At 66.8% G+C, this 15,907-nt stretch carries 15 protein-coding genes; 10 read left to right on the forward strand and 5 right to left on the reverse strand.

Annotated features, from left to right (window positions below; all coding sequences use genetic code 11):
- Nucleotides 1-238 precede the first annotated feature (238 nt).
- A complete protein-coding gene (locus tag V8Z74_RS20450; protein WP_349710933.1) occupies nt 239-1,663 on the forward strand; it encodes a short-chain fatty acid transporter in 1,425 nt (474 codons plus the stop codon).
- Complete coding sequence (locus tag V8Z74_RS20455; RefSeq protein WP_349710934.1) at nt 1,660-2,010, forward strand: recombinase family protein; 351 nt, start codon at nt 1,660-1,662, stop codon at nt 2,008-2,010. Before V8Z74_RS20450 ends, V8Z74_RS20455 begins: the two co-directional genes overlap by 4 nt.
- A gap of 102 nt (nt 2,011-2,112) precedes the next feature.
- On the opposite strand, the gene V8Z74_RS20460 is transcribed toward V8Z74_RS20455, so the two are convergent.
- On the reverse strand, nt 2,113-2,436 hold the full coding sequence (locus V8Z74_RS20460; protein WP_349710935.1) for a hypothetical protein: 324 nt from the start codon (nt 2,434-2,436) through the stop codon (nt 2,113-2,115).
- Nucleotides 2,437-2,447: 11 nt separating this feature from the next.
- The gene (locus tag V8Z74_RS20465; RefSeq protein WP_066472471.1) at nt 2,448-2,702 is read right to left on the reverse strand and encodes a hypothetical protein; all 255 of its coding nucleotides are present in this window, start codon (nt 2,700-2,702) and stop codon (nt 2,448-2,450) included.
- Between the two features lie 53 nt (nt 2,703-2,755).
- On the opposite strand from V8Z74_RS20465, the gene V8Z74_RS20470 reads away from it, so the two are divergent.
- Complete coding sequence (locus tag V8Z74_RS20470) at nt 2,756-3,214, forward strand: molybdenum cofactor biosynthesis protein MoaE (protein ID WP_066473926.1); 459 nt, start codon at nt 2,756-2,758, stop codon at nt 3,212-3,214.
- An 88-nt stretch (nt 3,215-3,302) separates the two neighbouring features.
- Here the strand turns inward: V8Z74_RS20470 and V8Z74_RS20475 are convergent, their stop codons facing one another.
- Nucleotides 3,303-4,196, reverse strand: a complete 894-nt coding sequence (locus V8Z74_RS20475) for a DMT family transporter (RefSeq protein WP_349710936.1) — start codon at nt 4,194-4,196, stop codon at nt 3,303-3,305.
- A 157-nt stretch (nt 4,197-4,353) separates the two neighbouring features.
- Between V8Z74_RS20475 and V8Z74_RS20480 the strand changes: the two genes are divergently transcribed.
- From V8Z74_RS20480 to V8Z74_RS20505, 6 genes are all read left to right on the forward strand, one after another.
- Entirely contained in the window at nt 4,354-5,277 is a 924-nt protein-coding gene (locus V8Z74_RS20480; RefSeq protein ID WP_349710937.1) for a helix-turn-helix domain-containing protein, read from the forward strand.
- A 170-nt stretch (nt 5,278-5,447) separates the two neighbouring features.
- A complete protein-coding gene (gene clpB, locus V8Z74_RS20485; RefSeq protein ID WP_066472467.1) occupies nt 5,448-8,060 on the forward strand; it encodes an ATP-dependent chaperone ClpB in 2,613 nt (870 codons plus the stop codon).
- Between the two features lie 105 nt (nt 8,061-8,165).
- Nucleotides 8,166-8,534 carry a hypothetical protein gene (locus tag V8Z74_RS20490; protein WP_066472465.1) on the forward strand — a complete coding sequence of 123 codons (369 nt, stop codon included), beginning with the start codon at nt 8,166-8,168 and terminating at the stop codon, nt 8,532-8,534.
- 179 nt (nt 8,535-8,713) lie between these two features.
- The gene (locus V8Z74_RS20495; protein WP_349710938.1) at nt 8,714-10,165 is read left to right on the forward strand and encodes a coniferyl aldehyde dehydrogenase; all 1,452 of its coding nucleotides are present in this window, start codon (nt 8,714-8,716) and stop codon (nt 10,163-10,165) included.
- 320 nt (nt 10,166-10,485) lie between these two features.
- The gene (locus V8Z74_RS20500; RefSeq protein ID WP_083526499.1) at nt 10,486-11,007 is read left to right on the forward strand and encodes a GNAT family N-acetyltransferase; all 522 of its coding nucleotides are present in this window, start codon (nt 10,486-10,488) and stop codon (nt 11,005-11,007) included.
- Nucleotides 11,008-11,079: 72 nt separating this feature from the next.
- Nucleotides 11,080-12,240, forward strand: a complete 1,161-nt coding sequence (locus V8Z74_RS20505) for a methyltransferase (RefSeq protein WP_349710968.1) — start codon at nt 11,080-11,082, stop codon at nt 12,238-12,240.
- Between the two features lie 7 nt (nt 12,241-12,247).
- Here the strand turns inward: V8Z74_RS20505 and V8Z74_RS20510 are convergent, their stop codons facing one another.
- Complete coding sequence (locus V8Z74_RS20510) at nt 12,248-12,790, reverse strand: hypothetical protein (protein WP_349710939.1); 543 nt, start codon at nt 12,788-12,790, stop codon at nt 12,248-12,250.
- Between the two features lie 273 nt (nt 12,791-13,063).
- On the opposite strand from V8Z74_RS20510, the gene V8Z74_RS20515 reads away from it, so the two are divergent.
- A complete protein-coding gene (locus tag V8Z74_RS20515) occupies nt 13,064-14,110 on the forward strand; it encodes a tRNA dihydrouridine synthase (RefSeq protein ID WP_349710940.1) in 1,047 nt (348 codons plus the stop codon).
- On the opposite strand, the gene V8Z74_RS20520 is transcribed toward V8Z74_RS20515, so the two are convergent.
- Complete coding sequence (locus V8Z74_RS20520; protein ID WP_349710941.1) at nt 14,070-15,869, reverse strand: phospholipase D-like domain-containing protein; 1,800 nt, start codon at nt 15,867-15,869, stop codon at nt 14,070-14,072. The two genes, V8Z74_RS20515 and V8Z74_RS20520, sit on opposite strands and share 41 nt — an antisense overlap.
- Nucleotides 15,870-15,907: the final 38 nt, after the last annotated feature.

Here is a 15,907-nt window from a genome sequence, read left to right on the forward strand (position 1 = left end):
CAGCTCTGTCCAATAGCAGCAGAGACACGTTTCCAAGGCAACACTCTCCATGGCCTGGGCGCCGTACCGTCCAGAGCGTTTAACGCCAGGCCTCTTCCCGCCAGCACCCAGCACACAAGAAAGCTCCATCCCGACCGTGGGACTACCTACCAGGGTTAACCCATGGGTATTTTTGTCGCGGTGGCGACTTTCGTTGCAGAGAATGCAGCGCTTCTTTAAGCAAGAAAGCGTTGAACTCATGACAACTCACGTCAATATGGAGGAGACCCGCTCGGCGCGCTTTGCCATGCGCTGTGCGAGCTGGGCGGAAAAGTGGTTCCCCGATTCCTGGGTGTTCGCCGTGGTCGGCATCTTCATCGTGGTGCTGGCGGCGTTTGCGATCGGCGTGCCGGCGCAGGAGACCAGCAAGGCCTTCGGCAAGGGCTTCTGGAGCCTGATTCCCTTCACCATGCAGATGGCCTTTGTGGTGATCGGCGGCTATGTGGTGGCCAGTTCCAGGCCGGCGTCCCGGCTGATCGAGGCGCTGGCGCGCGTGCCGGGCAACGGACGCACGGCCGTGGCCTGGGTGGCTTTTGTGTCCATGACGGCTTCGCTGCTCAACTGGGGGCTGAGCCTGGTCTTCGGCGGCCTGCTGGCCAAGGCGCTGGCGCGCCGCACCGACCTGAAGATGGACTACCGTGCCGCGGGCGCCGCAGCCTATCTGGGCCTGGGCGCCGTGTGGGCGCTGGGCATCTCGTCCTCGGCCGCGCAGCTGCAGGCCAATCCGGCCAGCCTGCCTGCGGGCATTCTGAACATCACCGGCGTGATTCCGTTCACGCAGACCATCTTCATGTGGCAGTCGGGGGCCATGCTGGCCGTGCTGATGCTCGCCTCCATCGTCGTGGCCTATGTCACCGCGCCCAGCGACCGCAATGCGCGCGACGCGGCCAGCTGCGAGGTGGATACTGCCGTGGAAGTACATTCCGTGGCCCGGCCCACGCGCCCTGGCGAGTGGCTGGAATACAGCCCGCTGCTCATCATCTTCCTGGTGCTGCTGGCCGCGGGCTGGATGGTGGAGGAGTTCCGCAGCAAGCCCTTCATCCAGGCGATCTCGGGGCTGAATACCTACAACCTGATCTTCCTGATGGTGGGCGCGCTGCTGCACTGGCGCCCGCGCAGCTTCCTCGACGCGGTCTCGCGCGCGGTGCCCACCACCACGGGCGTGCTGATCCAGTTCCCGCTGTACGGCGCCATCGCGGCCATCATGACCGAGGTCAAGGGCGCGGACGGGGCCACCATCGCCCACCACATCTCCACCTTCTTCACGCAGGTGGCGTCGCACGATACCTATGCGCTGCTCATGGGCGTGTACTCGGCCGTGCTGGGCTTTTTCCTGCCCTCGGGCGGCGGCAAGTGGATCATCGAGGCGCCCTATGTGATGCAGGTGGCCAACGACCTGCACTACCACCTGGGCTGGGCCGTGCAGATCTACAACGCGGCCGAGGCGCTGCCCAATCTGATCAACCCCTTCTACATGCTGCCGCTGCTGGGTGTGCTGGGCCTGAAGGCGCGCGATCTGGTCGGCTTCAGCTTTGTGCAGCTGCTGGTGCATATCCCGCTGGTGCTGTTCCTGCTATGGTTCCTGGGCCAGACCCTGAGCTATATCCCGCCCGTCATGCCATGAGCGAAAAGAAAACCTCCACCCACGCCGTCAATGCCGAGATCAGCGCGCGCACGCGCCAGGCCCTGTCCGAAGCCCGCGCGCGCGGCGTCAAGCTCGGCACGGCCGGCGCGGCCAATATCCGCGCCACGGTGGAAAGGCGCAAATCGGCGGCCGACGCCTTTGCCAAGCAGCACGAGGCCTTGTTTGCCGAGCTGCAGGCCAAAGGGCTCACCCATCGCGCCATGGCGGCCGAACTCAACGCACGCGGCATTGCGGCGGCCAAGGGCGGCGAATGGACGCACGGGCAGGTGCAGCGCATGCTGGACCGCTACGCGGGTTGGAAGGCTGCGCAGGCGGGAGAGGCCTGATCTCCCTCTCCCATGAAAAAAGCCGTGCGGTGGAAACTGCACGGCTTTTGTTTTTATAGCTGCTTGCGCTTTATGAGTAAGCGTTTGAGGCTGATCTGAATCTTATTGCGGGTCGATGGCCGGCAATTGCGGCGCACGCCACTCCAGCAGCTCGGCCAGGCGCTGCACGATCCAGCCGGCCTCGGTCGGGCTGACCACCGAGCCTTGAGCGGCCAGGCCGGCATGCATGCCCAGCAGCACCTGCTCCTCGGAGGAGTTGCCCGAGTGGTACAGGGTCTGAGCCTGCTCCACGAGATGGCAGGCCAGGTCTTCGCACAGCTCGTAGCGGGCCACCACCTCGCCGATGGGCGCGGACAGCTTGCCGCTGCGGGTGCGGAACAGCTCGGCAAAGCTGGGCGGGGGCTGGATCTGGCTGGTGTCGTCCATCGCGCGGCTCCTCAGCTGGGCTCGAACAGGCGCTCGAAGCGAGCCAGGTCCTCGGCCAGCTCGCAGGTGATGAGCTGGCCCGACTTGTTGTCATGCTTGCGGTGCGCGGCGAACAGCGTGGCCCTGCCCTTGAAGTTGTAGTCGGGCAGGTGGATCAGCTCATAGGGGTAGGGCACAAAGAGCTGGAATTCGAAAATCATCCGGTGCTCGTTGCGCGGCGAGGGGTACAGCGTGTACTCCGGCAAATTGATGGTTTGTGTGGCCATGGCGCAATGCTAATGCGGCCCATGTGTCCATGCAGGCCTGCGACAATGCGGGCATGACTGCCTCGCGTGTTTCCATCCAGACCCAGGACTTCGACCTCTCGGCCGAGATTGCCGCCTTGCGCGCGGGCGATGCGCGCGTGGGCGCCGTCTGCAGCTTCGTGGGCACGGTGCGCGACCGCAACGAGGGCGATGCCGTCTCCAGCATGGAGCTGGAGCACTACCCGGGCATGACCGAAAAATCCATCGAGGCCATCATCGACGAAGCCGTGCAGCGCTTCGGCATCTACGGCGCGCGCGTCATCCACCGCATCGGCCTGCTGCAGCCCATGGACCAGATCGTGCTCGTGGCCGTGACCAGCGCGCACCGCGGCAAATCATTTGAGGCCTGCGAATACATCATGGACTATCTCAAGTCCCTGGCGCCGTTCTGGAAAAAGGAGCAGACGGAGCAAGGCGCGCGCTGGGTGGACGCGCGCGTGAGCGACGAACACGCGCTGGCGCGCTGGAAGTAACTCTATGAATTGATAGCTGGCAGCGCTGTTATTCATTGGGCTTCGGATATGAAGCTGTTGGAAGCCAAATACCGATGCGCGAGGACAGCTATGCTTTTTGCAAACCAGCCGTCTGCAGCCAGCGCGGCGGCCTGAACACCAGCACATTGCCGGCCATCGCCAGCAGCAGGCCCAGCACGCCCGGCGGCGTCCACTCGTAGCCTTCGGCCACGGCCGAAATATTGAGCGCCACGATGGGAAACAGCACCGTGGCATAGGCGGCCTTCTCGGGTCCCAGCCGCCCCACCAGCGTGAGATAGGCGGTAAAGGCGATCACCGAGCCCGGAACGGCCAGATAGACCAGTGCGCCCCCATAGCGCCAGCTGGCATCGAAAGTCCAGGGCAGGCCGGCCGCCAGTGCATAGGCGGCCAGCAGCAGCGTGCCGGCCAGCATGCCCCAGGCATTGGTGTGCAGCGGCCTGTAGCCCAGGGCCTGCAGCGAGGCCGAGAGCATGTTGCCGCAGGAAAAGCACAGTGTGCCGCCCAGCGCCCAGGCCAGCCCCTGCCAGCTTGCGTGCCTACCTTGCTGCAGCTCGGGCCAGAACAGCACGGCCAGGCCTGCCAGGCCCAGCACGCTGCCGGCCAGCACATGGGGCGCCAGCCGGCGCCCGTAGAGGAGGCGCGCGAGCAGCGCATTCCAGATGCTGGCGCTGGAGAACACCACGGCGGCCAGGCCGCTGGCCAGGGTCTCGCTGGCATGCATGAAGCAGACGAAGTTCAGGCTGAACAGGCACAGCCCCTGGCCCAGCACGCGGGGCACGGCCGCACCGCGCGGCACGCGCCACTGGCGCGTCAGCAGTAGCCAGGCAAACAGCACCAGGGCCGCCAGGCCGAAGCGGTAGGCAATGGACAGCTCCACGGGCACTGCGCCCAGCTGCATCTTCAGGGCAATCCAGGTCGAACCCCAGATCAGGACGACCAGGGCATACAAGGGCATCGTCATGGCAAACAGGAGGCAGGCCCAGATCCCGCCGTATCAAAAAAACTGCCTTGCATGATGCGGCCGGCAGGCGCGGGGGCATTGCATATTCCTGCGCTTTTGTGCCGGGGCGGCAGCGCAGGCGGGCCGCACCGTGGCGCCAGGGGCCACAATGCGCGGCATGACTTTGCCGGCCGCCTCCGACCAGAATCCGCCCCGGAACACGCAGCATCTGCGCCGCGTGCTGGGGCAGTCGCGCGCGCAGCTGCAGCGCAGCGCCATGCTGGGCCAGGCGCTGGAGCTGGCCGTCTGGGCCAATCGCGACGACGAGGTGCACTACAGCCGCCAGGGCCACCACACGCTGTCGGTCTATCTGGCCGGCGGCCAGGGCTCGCAGCTCAAGGGACGCGACGATGCCCGGGGCGCCGCAGGGCGCTTTTGCGTCTTTCCGTCCGAACATGAGTCGTACTGGCTGGTGCGGGAGCCCGTGCAGTTCCTGCACCTGTATGTTTCGGACATCGCCTGGGCCGACCGCGTGGTGCGCCTGCTCGATGCCGAACCGCGCAGCCATACGCTGGCGCCGCGGATCTATGCCGAGGACGCCTGCTACCACCAGTGGGCACAGGCGCTTTCCCGGCTGGACTGGGGCAGCGACGAAGGCCTGCTGCAGGCCGATGCCCTGAGCCAGCAGGTGCTGGACCGGCTGGTGCTGCAGGCGGCCACGCCGCAGCGGCGCAGGGCCCTGGAAAAGCCGCTGGGCGGCCTGTCCTCGCCCGCGCGGCGCCGGGTGCTGGAATACGTGGAGGCCCATCTGGCCGACAGCAAGGCACTGAGCCTGGCGGCGCTGGCGCAGGTGGCCAGCCTGTCGGAATACCACTTTGCCCGCATGTTCCACCGCAGCATGGGCTGCACCGTCCACGAATGGGTGCTGCAGCGCCGGCTGCAGCGGGCCCGCCAGTTGCTGCAGGCCGGCGTGCGCCAGCCCACCCTGGCACAGGTGGCGCGGCAATCGGGCTTTTCCAGCCCGAGCCACCTGCTGCGCAGCTTTCGCCAGCATTTTGGGCTTACTCCTACGCAATTCGCGCAGCGCCGGCGTGATGCTTGAACGCGATGTTTGCGCGTGGCTGGCGCCGTGCCGCGCTGTTTGACCTGGCTCAAACGGTGAAGGCATGCAGGGTTTTTGTGCGGCCTGGCGGCATCGCCGTGTCTTGAAAATCCCCTTTCGGCTATCAGATGAATCTCAGTGACTCTGATACGGAGTGAAAGCCTTACACCATGCGAATTGACAAACTGACCACCAAATTCCAGGAAGCCCTGTCCGATGCGCAGTCCCTCGCGCTCGGTGCCGACCAATCCACCATCGACCCCCTGCACCTGCTGGTTGCCATGCTGCGCCAGGACGAGGGCCCGCGTTCGCTGCTGCAGCGTGCGGGCTGCAATGTGCAGCAGCTGCAGTTCGAGGCCGAAAAAGCCCTGAAGGACCTGCCGCGCGTGCAGCAGCAGGGCGATGTGCAGGTGGGCTCCGAACTGGCCCGCCTGCTGCAGGCCACCGAAAAGGAAGCCCTCAAGCGCGGCGACCAGTTCATTGCCAGCGAGCTGTTCCTGCTGGCGCTGGCCGATGCCGCGGGCTCGGCCACGCGCGCCGGCGTGCTGCTCAAGCAAAGCGGCGTGAGCCGCTCCAGCTTGGAGGCCGCGATCGACGCCGTGCGCGGCGGCCAGCGCATGGACAGCCCCGAAGCCGAAGGCCAGCGCGAGGCGCTCAAGAAGTACACGCTGGACCTGACCGAGCGGGCCCGCAGCGGCAAGCTCGACCCCGTGATCGGCCGCGACGACGAGATCCGCCGCGCCATCCAGGTGCTGCAGCGCCGCAGCAAGAACAACCCCGTGCTGATCGGCGAGCCCGGCGTGGGCAAGACGGCCATCGTCGAAGGCCTGGCCCAGCGCATCGTGGCCGGCGAAGTGCCCGAGAGCCTGCAGAACAAGCGCGTGCTGTCGCTGGACATGGCCGGCCTGCTGGCCGGTGCCAAGTACCGCGGCGATTTCGAGGAGCGCCTCAAGTCCGTGCTCAAGGAAGTGGCGCAGGAAGAAGGCCGCATCATCCTGTTCATCGACGAGATCCACACCATGGTCGGCGCCGGCAAGGCCGACGGCGCCATGGATGCGGGCAACATGCTGAAACCGGCCCTGGCGCGCGGCGAGCTGCACTGCATCGGCGCCACCACGTTGGACGAATACCGCAAGTACATCGAAAAGGATGCGGCGCTGGAGCGCCGCTTCCAGAAGGTGATCGTGGACGAGCCCTCGGTGGAGGACACCATCGCCATCCTGCGCGGCCTGCAGGTCAAGTACGAAGCCCACCACGGCGTGGACATCACCGACCCGGCCATCGTGGCCGCGGCCGAGCTGTCGCACCGCTACATCACCGACCGCTTCCTGCCCGACAAGGCCATCGACCTGATCGACGAGGCGGCGGCCAAGATCAAGATCGAGATCGACTCCAAGCCCGAGGAGATGGACAGGCTCGAGCGCCGCATGATCCAGCTCAAGATCGAGCGCGAGGCCATGAAGAAGGAAAAGGACGAGGCTTCGCAAAAGCGCCTGGCGCTGATCGACGTGGAGCTGCAGAGCCTGGAGCGCGAGTACGCCGACCTCGAGGAGATCTGGAAGGCCGAGAAGGCCAGCGCCCAGGGCTCCGAGCAGATCCGCAAGGAGATCGACCAGATCCGCTTCCAGATCGACGAATACAAGCGCAAGGGCGATTTCAACCGCGTGGCCGAGCTGCAGTACGGCAAGCTGCCCGGACTGGAAAAGCAGCTGCATGAAGCCCAGGCCAAGGAAGAGGGCCAGGGCGGCGTCACGGCCAACCGGCTGCTGCGCACCCAGGTGGGCGCCGAGGAAATTGCCGAGGTGGTCAGCCGCGCGACCGGCATTCCCGTGGCCAAGATGATGCAGGGCGAAAAGGACAAGCTGCTGCACATGGAGGACAAGCTGCACGAGCGCGTGGTGGGCCAGGACGAGGCCATCAGTGCCGTGGCCAACGCCATCCGCCGTTCGCGCTCGGGCCTGGCCGATCCCAACCGGCCCACAGGCTCCTTCCTGTTCCTGGGCCCCACGGGCGTGGGCAAGACCGAGCTGTGCAAGGCGCTGGCGGGCTTCCTCTTCGACAGCGAAGACCACCTGGTGCGCATCGACATGAGCGAGTTCATGGAAAAGCATTCGGTAGCCCGCCTCATCGGCGCGCCCCCGGGCTATGTGGGCTACGAGGAGGGCGGCTATCTGACGGAGGCCGTACGCCGCAAGCCCTATAGCGTGCTGCTGCTGGACGAGGTGGAGAAAGCCCACCCGGACGTGTTCAACGTGCTGCTGCAGGTGCTGGACGACGGCCGCCTGACCGATGGCCAGGGCCGCACGGTGGATTTCAAGAACACCGTGATCGTGATGACCAGCAACATCGGTTCGCATTTGATACAGGCCATGGTGGGCCAGGATGCGGAAGAGGTGAAGGAAGCGGTCTGGGGGGAACTAAAAAACCATTTCCGACCCGAATTCCTCAACCGTATCGACGAAACCGTGGTCTTCCACGCGCTGGATGCCCGGAACATCGAGGCGATTGCGCGGATCCAGCTCAAGCTGCTCGAGCACCGGCTCGAGAAGATGGAGCTGTCGCTGCAGGTGCCCGACCAGGCGCTGGCCGAGCTGGCCAAGGTGGGTTTCGATCCGGTGTTCGGTGCCCGCCCCCTCAAGCGGGCGATCCAGCAGCGCATAGAAAACCCGCTGTCCAAACTGTTGCTTGAAGGGAAATTCCCGCCCAAGAGTACCATCTGGGTACAAGCGGACCCGGTGAACCATCCCGGGGTCTTCCGGTTCGAATCCGCAGGCTCTGCCTGAGGATCGGACTTCCGATAGAGCCTGTGCCGGCGGCGATGCACCGGCGGTGCATCGCCAGGGCGGGCATTGCGCCCCCCGTCCGGCACAGGCCGTGAAAGGTATGTTTTGAACGATTTCGCCACCACCGCTACCCGCTGGGCCATCCGCATCATGCTGATGCTGGTGGGTCTGGTGTTCTTTGTCTGCCTGCTGGCCGTGGCCAGCGCGTTTGCGCTGCTGTGGGCCGTGCGGGCGCTGTGGGCCAAGCTCACGGGCCAGCCTGTTTCGCCCTGGGGCGTGCGCATGGGGCCGATGAGCCCGTTCGCGGGCTGGCAGACGGTCTACCGTTCGGGCGCCGAGTGGATGGCGCAGTCGTCCGGTGCTGCGGATGCGGCGTCCGGCCGTGCCGAGCGCGAAGCGCGCACGCGCCGCGGCATCCTGCCCGGTGCCGGCGACGTGACCGACGTGCAGCCCCGCGAGGTGCACGAGTCCTGACGCCGACGGACATGCGGCCTGCCGCCCTTGCCGGGGGCTGCGGGCGTGCATCACGCAAACCGTAACAAGGGCCTGCGCCATAAGCGCCAGGCCCTGTTTTTTCTGGCGTTAAGGTATAGCCCCTCCAGCCGTACGGCGACATCTTGCGCCTTCCCGCTGCCGCAATCACAACGACAAGCTTGAGCTCCATGGACTTGCATCGCATCTTCGACCTTCAATACCAGGCCAGCCGTGCGCAGGTGGATGTTCCCTTGCTGGTGCGGCGCGAGCGCCTGCTGCGATTGCAAAAGATGCTGGACGAGAACGGCCCGGCCCTGGCCGCGGCCGTGCAGGCCGACTTCGGCATGCGCTCGGCGCGCGTGACCGAGCTGCTGGACCTGCTGCTGCTGCGCCAGCAGCTCAAGCACACGCTGCGCAACCTGGCGCGCTGGTCCGGGCGCCAGCGCGTGCGCACGCCGCTGATGCTGCAGCCGGGCAAGGCCTGGATCGAGCGCCAGCCGCTGGGCGTGGTGGGCATCATCTCGCCGTGGAACTACCCGGTGCAGCTGGCTCTGGCGCCTGCGATCACCGCGCTGGCGGCGGGCAACCGCGTCATGCTCAAGCCCAGCGAGCTGACGCCCCATACCTCGTCGCAGCTGGCCTCCCTGGTTTCCCAGTTCTTCGCGCCCGAGGAATTCTGCGTGATCGAGGGCGACGTGGGCGTGGCCACGCAGTTTTCGGGCCTGCAGTTCGACCACCTGCTGTTCACGGGTTCCACGTCCGTGGGGCGGCGCGTGGCGCAGGCGGCGGCGGCGCACCTGACGCCGACCACGCTGGAGCTGGGCGGCAAATCCCCTTGCATCGTGGCGGCCGACTGCAATCTGAGGGAGGTGGCGCTCAAGATCGCCCACGGCAAGCTGGTCAATGCCGGCCAGACCTGCATCGCCCCCGACTTCGTCCTGCTGCCGCGCGGGCGCGAGGCGGAGTTTGCCGATGCCTTCATGGAGGCCGTGCGCAAGCTGTATCCGCGCATCTCGGGCAACCCCGACTACACCTCCATTCTCACCAAGCGCCATCTGGCACGGCTCAAGCAGATGCTGCGCCAGGCCCAGGGGCTGGGCGCGCAGGTGCACTGGATGCAGGAGGGTGCGGCGGCGCAGCCGGACGAAGGCGCCGAAACCCAGGCCATGGCCTGGGGCGACTCGGTGGAGCGCCAGATGGCGCCGGCACTGGTGTTCGGCGCCACGGGCGAAATGCAGCTCATGCAGGAGGAGATCTTCGGCCCCATCCTGCCCGTGATCTCCTATGAGCGCATGGACGATGTGATCAAGGCCATCAACGCCAGCCCCCGGCCCCTGGCGCTGTACTGGTTCGGCCAGGACGAGCGCGTGCGCGATGCCGTGCTCTCGCGTACGGTCAGCGGCGGCGTCTGCGTGAACGACACGCTGCTGCACGTGGCGCACGAGAACCTGCCCTTCGGCGGCGTGGGTGAAAGCGGCTGGGGGGCCTACCACGCGGAGCAGGGCTTTCTGCGCTTCACCCACCAGAAGGCCGTGTTCGTGCAGTCGCGCTGGTCGGCCACGTCGCTGATGTATCCGCCCTATGGCGCGCGGTTCGACCGGATGATGGAGTGGATCCGGCGCTGGCTCTGAGTCCGGGGCGCATGCCCGGAGGTCGGAAACAGGGGTTGCCTTGGCGCCACGCGTCAAGGCTTTTCTTTTGCGGCACCCTCCAGGGCTAGGGATATTCGCCGGGATTTGACATTTGTATGCAAATGGCGTGGAAACCATTGCTGCATGCGTGCCAGCTGCTCTGCTTTGGGGAGCGCATAGCACATCCAAAACCGCAGGGCAAGAAATTGCGCACAGCCGTACTTGCGCGCATGGCTAACCCGCAGCCTGTGTGCCAAGAAACGGAATTTGTAGACAATTGCGCCCTCTACATTCTCACATGATTTCGTTTCGTTTTTTCCATGTCTAGTATCCAGGTTCGTCCCGCCACTCTTCGCGATGCAAAAGCGATTGCCCAAATCCATACTGCTTCCGCACTGGAGGCTTACCGAGGATTGGTTCCCGACGATCAATTGAAATCGATGTCGTCGGTTGAAAAGCGCCAGGCATACTGGCGCGAAGCCATTGAATATTGCGAGCCCCAGGTCCAGGTGGCCATCGATGGCGACAAGATCGTGGGCTTTGTCGGCTTCGACCGCTCGCGCGATGAAAAGTCCCGCCAGACCACTGGCGAGATCTGGGCCATCTATGCTGCGCCCACCCATTGGAACCAGGGCGTCGGCGTGGCGCTGTGGGATGCGGCCCGCGACGGCCTGCTGGAAGAAGGCTGCACCAACGTGACCGCCTGGGTGCCGCTGCGCAACGAGCGCGCGCTGCGCTTCCATGAAATGGCCGGCTTCAAGCGTGAAATGTCCACGGCCAAGACCGCCGTCATCGGCAGCATCAAGATCGAAGAAGTCCGCCTCAAGCGTCCTCTCAACTAACCGCGCCACCCGGTGGCGTTCGCAGCAAAGTTTGCCGTGAATACAGAGTCTTCATCCGTACCGGCCTGGACCTTGCTGCAGTGGCAGGAACAAGGCCTGCCGCACCAGGCCTGGTGGCGCAGCGAAAGCGCCACGGCCATGCCCGCAAAAGTGCAGGCCGCCGACGACAGCATGCCTGCCGATCAGGCCTACCGCCTGATCTGTGAGGGCACCGCGCTGGTATGGCGCGGCGACTTCCACAATGCGCGCCAGCTGATGCTGGCCCTGGGCCGCCGGCTGGACAGGAAGTCCCGTGGCAAATCCCCCGCTTCCGCGGCTTCTCCCGTCGACTTTCCCCACGCCTTCCATCTGCACCGCCAGGCGCAGGCACAGCGTGCGCGCGTGCTTTCGGGCATTCTGATCGAGTTCGATGCGCAGTGGCATTGCGCGCTGCGCCGCGCGCCCGACTGGCGCCAGGCCTGCGAGCAAGCCTGGGGCAGTTTGCCCGGCGCGGGTCAGGGGGCTGTGGTTCCGCTGCGCGAATTGCTGGGTGCCGTGGGCTCGCACGAATGGCGCAAGAAAGGCGTGGAGATTCCCGCCCTGGGGACCCATGCCGGCGCCACGGCACGCATCCATGCGCATTACGGCGTGTTCTCGCCCGTGCGCGGCGAATACCTGGATCTGGTGGCCCGCGCGCCGCTGCCCGCGGCCGGCATGGCCGAGGCCTGGGATATCGGCACCGGCACGGGCGTGATCTCGGCGCTGCTGGCAAGGCGCGGCGTGCGAAGAATAGTGGCTACGGACATGAGCGAGCGGGCGCTGGCGTGCGCCCGGGACAATCTGCAGCGCCTGGGGCTGGAGCGCCGGGCCGAGCTGCTGCGCACCGATCTGTTTCCCGAAGGCCGGTGCGGGCTCATCGTCTGCAATCCGCCCTGGCTGCCGGGCAAGGCCGCATCCCTGCTGGACCAGGCCATCTATGACGAAGACAGCCGCATGCTGCGCGGCTTTCTGCAAGGGCTGGCCGGCCACCTGCTGCCGGGCGGCGAAGGCTGGCTCATCATTTCCGACCTGGCCGAACACCTGAAGCTGCGCACGCGCGAAAACCTGCTGGCGTGGATGGACGAAGCCGGACTGCAGGTGTTGGGGCGCGAGGACATACGCCCGCGCCACGGCAAGGCGCACGATGGCGGCGATGCCCTGCATGACGCACGCGCGGCCGAGGTGACCTCGCTGTGGCGGCTGGGCGTGCGCTAGCGGCCCGCTAGCCCGGCACGGCTTCCGGTTCGGTTTCCGGGGTGGGCCCAAGCAGGCCCGCGAGCTGCTCGCGTACAAAGGCGGCGCGTTCCTCTCCCGCATGCTGCTGCACGGCATCCAGCAATGCCAGGCCGGCGCTGCGCAGCGCCGGCAGATCGCGCGCTTCGCGCAGCCGGGCGCGCAGCTCCTGCGCCAGGCTCTCGTGGCGGTTGGCGAACATGCGCTCGCACAGGTCGAACAGGTACATGCGTGTGCCCGCCAGAGGGGGCGTCTGCCGGTGGGGTGCAGCTGCGGCCGCGGCCGCTTGCATGGGGTGGGTTGCCTGGTCCGTGGGGCGCGGCGATGCGCCCGGGGTGGCCGGTTGTGCCTGCAGATAGCCGCGGGCGATCAAGTCCTGGACGAGGCCCGCATGTTCCTGGCCCAGCAACTGCCGCAGCTGCGCCACTGTCTTGCCGCCGGCCATCAGCAGCACGGAGCGCTCGCGCAGCGGCAACTGGCGCTTGCCGGGCTGGAGTTCTTCATGGGCTTTGGCGGTTTTCTGCAGCAGCATGGAAAGGGCCGCCGCCCGGCGGGCGGCGTGGTGGTGGCGTTGGAAGCGGTGGCGGAAAGCGCTATTGCAAGCCACAACCATGACAGCGGTGTGAATCTGCGCCTTATCGGCCGGCCAGGAGCGCGGCATCGCGCACAATTTGCGCCAACGCAAACGGCGCGGTTGCGGCTGCTATGTAGAAGATAGCTGGATGCGCTTGCCAGCAAAGCGCTTGAGGCTTTTTTGATGATTGAAATGGAAAGTGCCCACCGCAGGTGAGCCACTGGTGAAGAAATGAAATTGCTGCTTGCGCCCATGGAAGGGCTGCTTGACTTCGTGCTGCGCGACGTGCTGACCCGCGTGGGCGGCGCCGACCGCTGCGTGTCCGAGTTCATTCGCATCACGGGCTCGCTGCTGCCGGACAAGGTGTATCTGCGCACCATGCCCGAGCTGCGCAACGGCAGCCGCACGCTGGCCGGCGTGCCGGTGCGCGCCCAGCTGCTGGGTTCGGACCCGGCCAGCATGGCCGACAACGCGGCCAACCTGGCGCGGCTGGGGCCCGAAGGCATCGACCTGAACTTCGGCTGTCCGGCCAAGGTGGTGAACCGCCATGGCGGCGGCGCCTCGCTGCTGCAGGATCCGGACCAGATCGCACGCGTGGTGGCGGCGGTGCGCCAGGCCGTGCCGGCGCAGCTGCCGGTGTCGGCCAAGATGCGCCTGGGCTTCAACGACCGCTTGAAGATGATCGAATGCGCCCGGGCCATGGAGGACGGCGGGGCCTGCGAGATCGTGATCCATGCGCGCACCAAGCTCGACGGTTACCGGCCGCCCGCCTACTGGGAGGAGATTCCGCGCATCCGCGAGGCGGTTTCCGTGCCCGTGGTGGCCAACGGCGAGATCTGGACCGTGCAGGATGCACTGCGCTGCCGCGAGGTTTCGGGCTGCGACGATTTGATGCTGGGGCGCGGCATCGTGGCCGACCCCGGGCTGGCGCTGGCCATCCGCGCGGCCGTGGCACGGCAGGGCGGCGGCGCTGCCCCGCAGGACGCCGCCATAGGCTGGCCGCAGCTGGTGCCGCAGGTGCAGCGTTTCTGGCAGATGGTCTGCGAGGACCTGGAGCCGCGCCAGCGGGCCGGGCGGCTCAAGCAGTGGCTGAATCTGATGCGCCGGCGCTTCGCCGAGGCCGAGGCTGCTTACCAGGAGGTCCGCACCCAGACCGACCAGCGTGCCATCAGTGCCTGGGTGGCGGCATTGCCGCAGCGCGACCTGGCTTGCGAATGGGCGTGGCCGGAAAGCCCTGCTACAGCAGACTGTCCGGCGCCAGCGGACCCAGCAGCTTGAGCATGAGGCGCAGGCCCAGGCTGGCATCGGGCTCGGTGTAGGCATCCTCCAGGCCGCTGTCCTGCGGCGCGCGCCAGACGAGCCGGCCCTGCGGGTCGATTTCCACCTGCCAGCTGTTCTCGGGCAGCCCCTCCTCGATGCTGTCCGTGGCCTGCTGGCTGAAGGCGCGGCTGGCGATGAGCAGCGCGATCTCGGTGTTCTGCAGCTGCGAGCGCATGTCCAGGTTCATGGAGCCGACGACCACCAGGCGCCCGTCGATCACCAGCAGCTTGGAATGCAGCATGGCGCGCGAGATGCCGGTGGAGCCGCCGTTGCTGCCGCCGCTGGAGCCGCCGGTGCCCGAGCGCAGCGCCGAGCGCATGGTGGCGGGCTCGCTGCGCAGCTCGTACAGCTGCACGCCCATCTCCAGCAGGGCCTTGCGGTGGCGCGCATAGCCTGCATGGGCCAGCGGCGCGTCGTTGGAGGCCAGCGAATTGGTCAGCACGCGCACGCGCACGCCGCGGTCGCGCGCGGCGCGAAAGGCGGCCATGATCTCCGGCCCGGGCACGAAGTAGGGCGAGACGACCAGCAAATCCTTGCGGGCCGAGCGCACCAGCGCCAGCAGTCCGTCCACCACCGAATCGGCCTGCAGCACGGGTGCAGCGGCATGGCGCCAGGCGGCCGGCGGGTGGTTGAGCTGCAGCGTGCCGGCGTTGTGGCCGGCGCCGGCATCGGCTGGCGCATCGCCGCGGTCTTCCGTGTGGAACTCCTCGCTGTCGCCGGGAATCTTGGTCGGGCGGTCCGCCAGCACCGCGGACTGGGCCCAGACCCATGGCACCTGGCCCAGGTCCATGGGCTTTTCATCCCAGATTGCCGCGTTGCCGGGCGTGCGCCGTGCGCCTGCGGCAGCCGTGCTGGCGGCACTGGCATCCTCGGCATCGAAGCGGGCCTTGAGCTGGCGCAGCTCCTGCAGGCTGATCAGCGACTGCACGGGGTAGGCGCGCACATTGTTCCAGTAGCTGTCGAAGCTGCTGGACAGCGCCTTGACCACAGGGCCGGCCACCAGCACGTCGAGATCCACGAAGTTGCTGTCCTGGGCCGCGTCGAAATAGGCATCGCCGAGATTACGGCCGCCCATCACGGCCATCACGTTGTCGGCCACGAACAGCTTGTTGTGCATGCGCTGCTGGGCGCGCTGGAAGTCCGTCAGAATGGTCCAGGCGCGGCCGATGGTGGAAGCGCGCGAGCCCGCCAGCGGATTGAACATGCGCATCTCGATGTTGGGCACGAAGGCCAGCCGCATGACCTGGGCATCGGGCCCGGTGCTGTGAAAATCGTCCAGCAGCACGCGCACCCGCACGCCGCGCCTGGCGGCCTGCACGATGCCGCGCAGCAGCCGGGCCGTGCTTTCGTCGGCATGGATGGCGTAGTACTGCAGATCCAGTGTTTTCTGGGCGTTTTCCACCAGGCTCAGGCGGCTGCTATAGGCGTTTTGCGGGCCGGCCAGCAGCGAAAAGGCCGACGCCGTGGGCTTGGCCGCGGCCGGCCGCGCCTTGTCGACCATCTGGCCCAGCGCGGTGTCTTGCGGCGTGGCATAGGCCGTGGAGACGGGGCGCTCCACATTCTTGGGCAGCGCCGCCGCGCAGCCCGTGAGCAGCGGCGCCGCGACCACCAGCGGCAGAACCCAGGCCCGCAGCAAAAGCCCGCGGATGCGGCCATGGCGCCGCACCGCCGAATCCGTTGAACGCCGGGACTGAAAGGCCGTAGGTGAAAATTGCATGCCGCAGTTGTAGTGCAAGACGGTCAGCGCAAATGTCA

It is taken from the genome of Comamonas sp. w2-DMI (genome assembly GCF_040187735.1).
Taxonomy (GTDB): Bacteria; Pseudomonadota; Gammaproteobacteria; order Burkholderiales; family Burkholderiaceae_C; genus Comamonas; species Comamonas terrae.

What these genes read in the sequence shown, in the direction of transcription:
- V8Z74_RS20450 (WP_349710933.1), top strand. Translation starts at nt 239, where the DNA reads ATGACAACTCACGTCAATATGGAGGAGACCCGCTCGGCGCGCTTTGCC.
- V8Z74_RS20455 (WP_349710934.1), top strand. Translation starts at nt 1,660, where the DNA reads ATGAGCGAAAAGAAAACCTCCACCCACGCCGTCAATGCCGAGATCAGC.
- V8Z74_RS20460 (WP_349710935.1), bottom strand. Translation starts at nt 2,436, where the DNA reads ATGGACGACACCAGCCAGATCCAGCCCCCGCCCAGCTTTGCCGAGCTG.
- V8Z74_RS20465 (WP_066472471.1), bottom strand. Translation starts at nt 2,702, where the DNA reads ATGGCCACACAAACCATCAATTTGCCGGAGTACACGCTGTACCCCTCG.
- V8Z74_RS20470 (WP_066473926.1), top strand. Translation starts at nt 2,756, where the DNA reads ATGACTGCCTCGCGTGTTTCCATCCAGACCCAGGACTTCGACCTCTCG.
- V8Z74_RS20475 (WP_349710936.1), bottom strand. Translation starts at nt 4,196, where the DNA reads ATGACGATGCCCTTGTATGCCCTGGTCGTCCTGATCTGGGGTTCGACC.
- V8Z74_RS20480 (WP_349710937.1), top strand. Translation starts at nt 4,354, where the DNA reads ATGACTTTGCCGGCCGCCTCCGACCAGAATCCGCCCCGGAACACGCAG.
- clpB (WP_066472467.1), top strand. Translation starts at nt 5,448, where the DNA reads ATGCGAATTGACAAACTGACCACCAAATTCCAGGAAGCCCTGTCCGAT.
- V8Z74_RS20500 (WP_083526499.1), top strand. Translation starts at nt 10,486, where the DNA reads ATGTCTAGTATCCAGGTTCGTCCCGCCACTCTTCGCGATGCAAAAGCG.
- V8Z74_RS20510 (WP_349710939.1), bottom strand. Translation starts at nt 12,790, where the DNA reads ATGCTGCTGCAGAAAACCGCCAAAGCCCATGAAGAACTCCAGCCCGGC.
- V8Z74_RS20515 (WP_349710940.1), top strand. Translation starts at nt 13,064, where the DNA reads ATGAAATTGCTGCTTGCGCCCATGGAAGGGCTGCTTGACTTCGTGCTG.
- V8Z74_RS20520 (WP_349710941.1), bottom strand. Translation starts at nt 15,869, where the DNA reads ATGCAATTTTCACCTACGGCCTTTCAGTCCCGGCGTTCAACGGATTCG.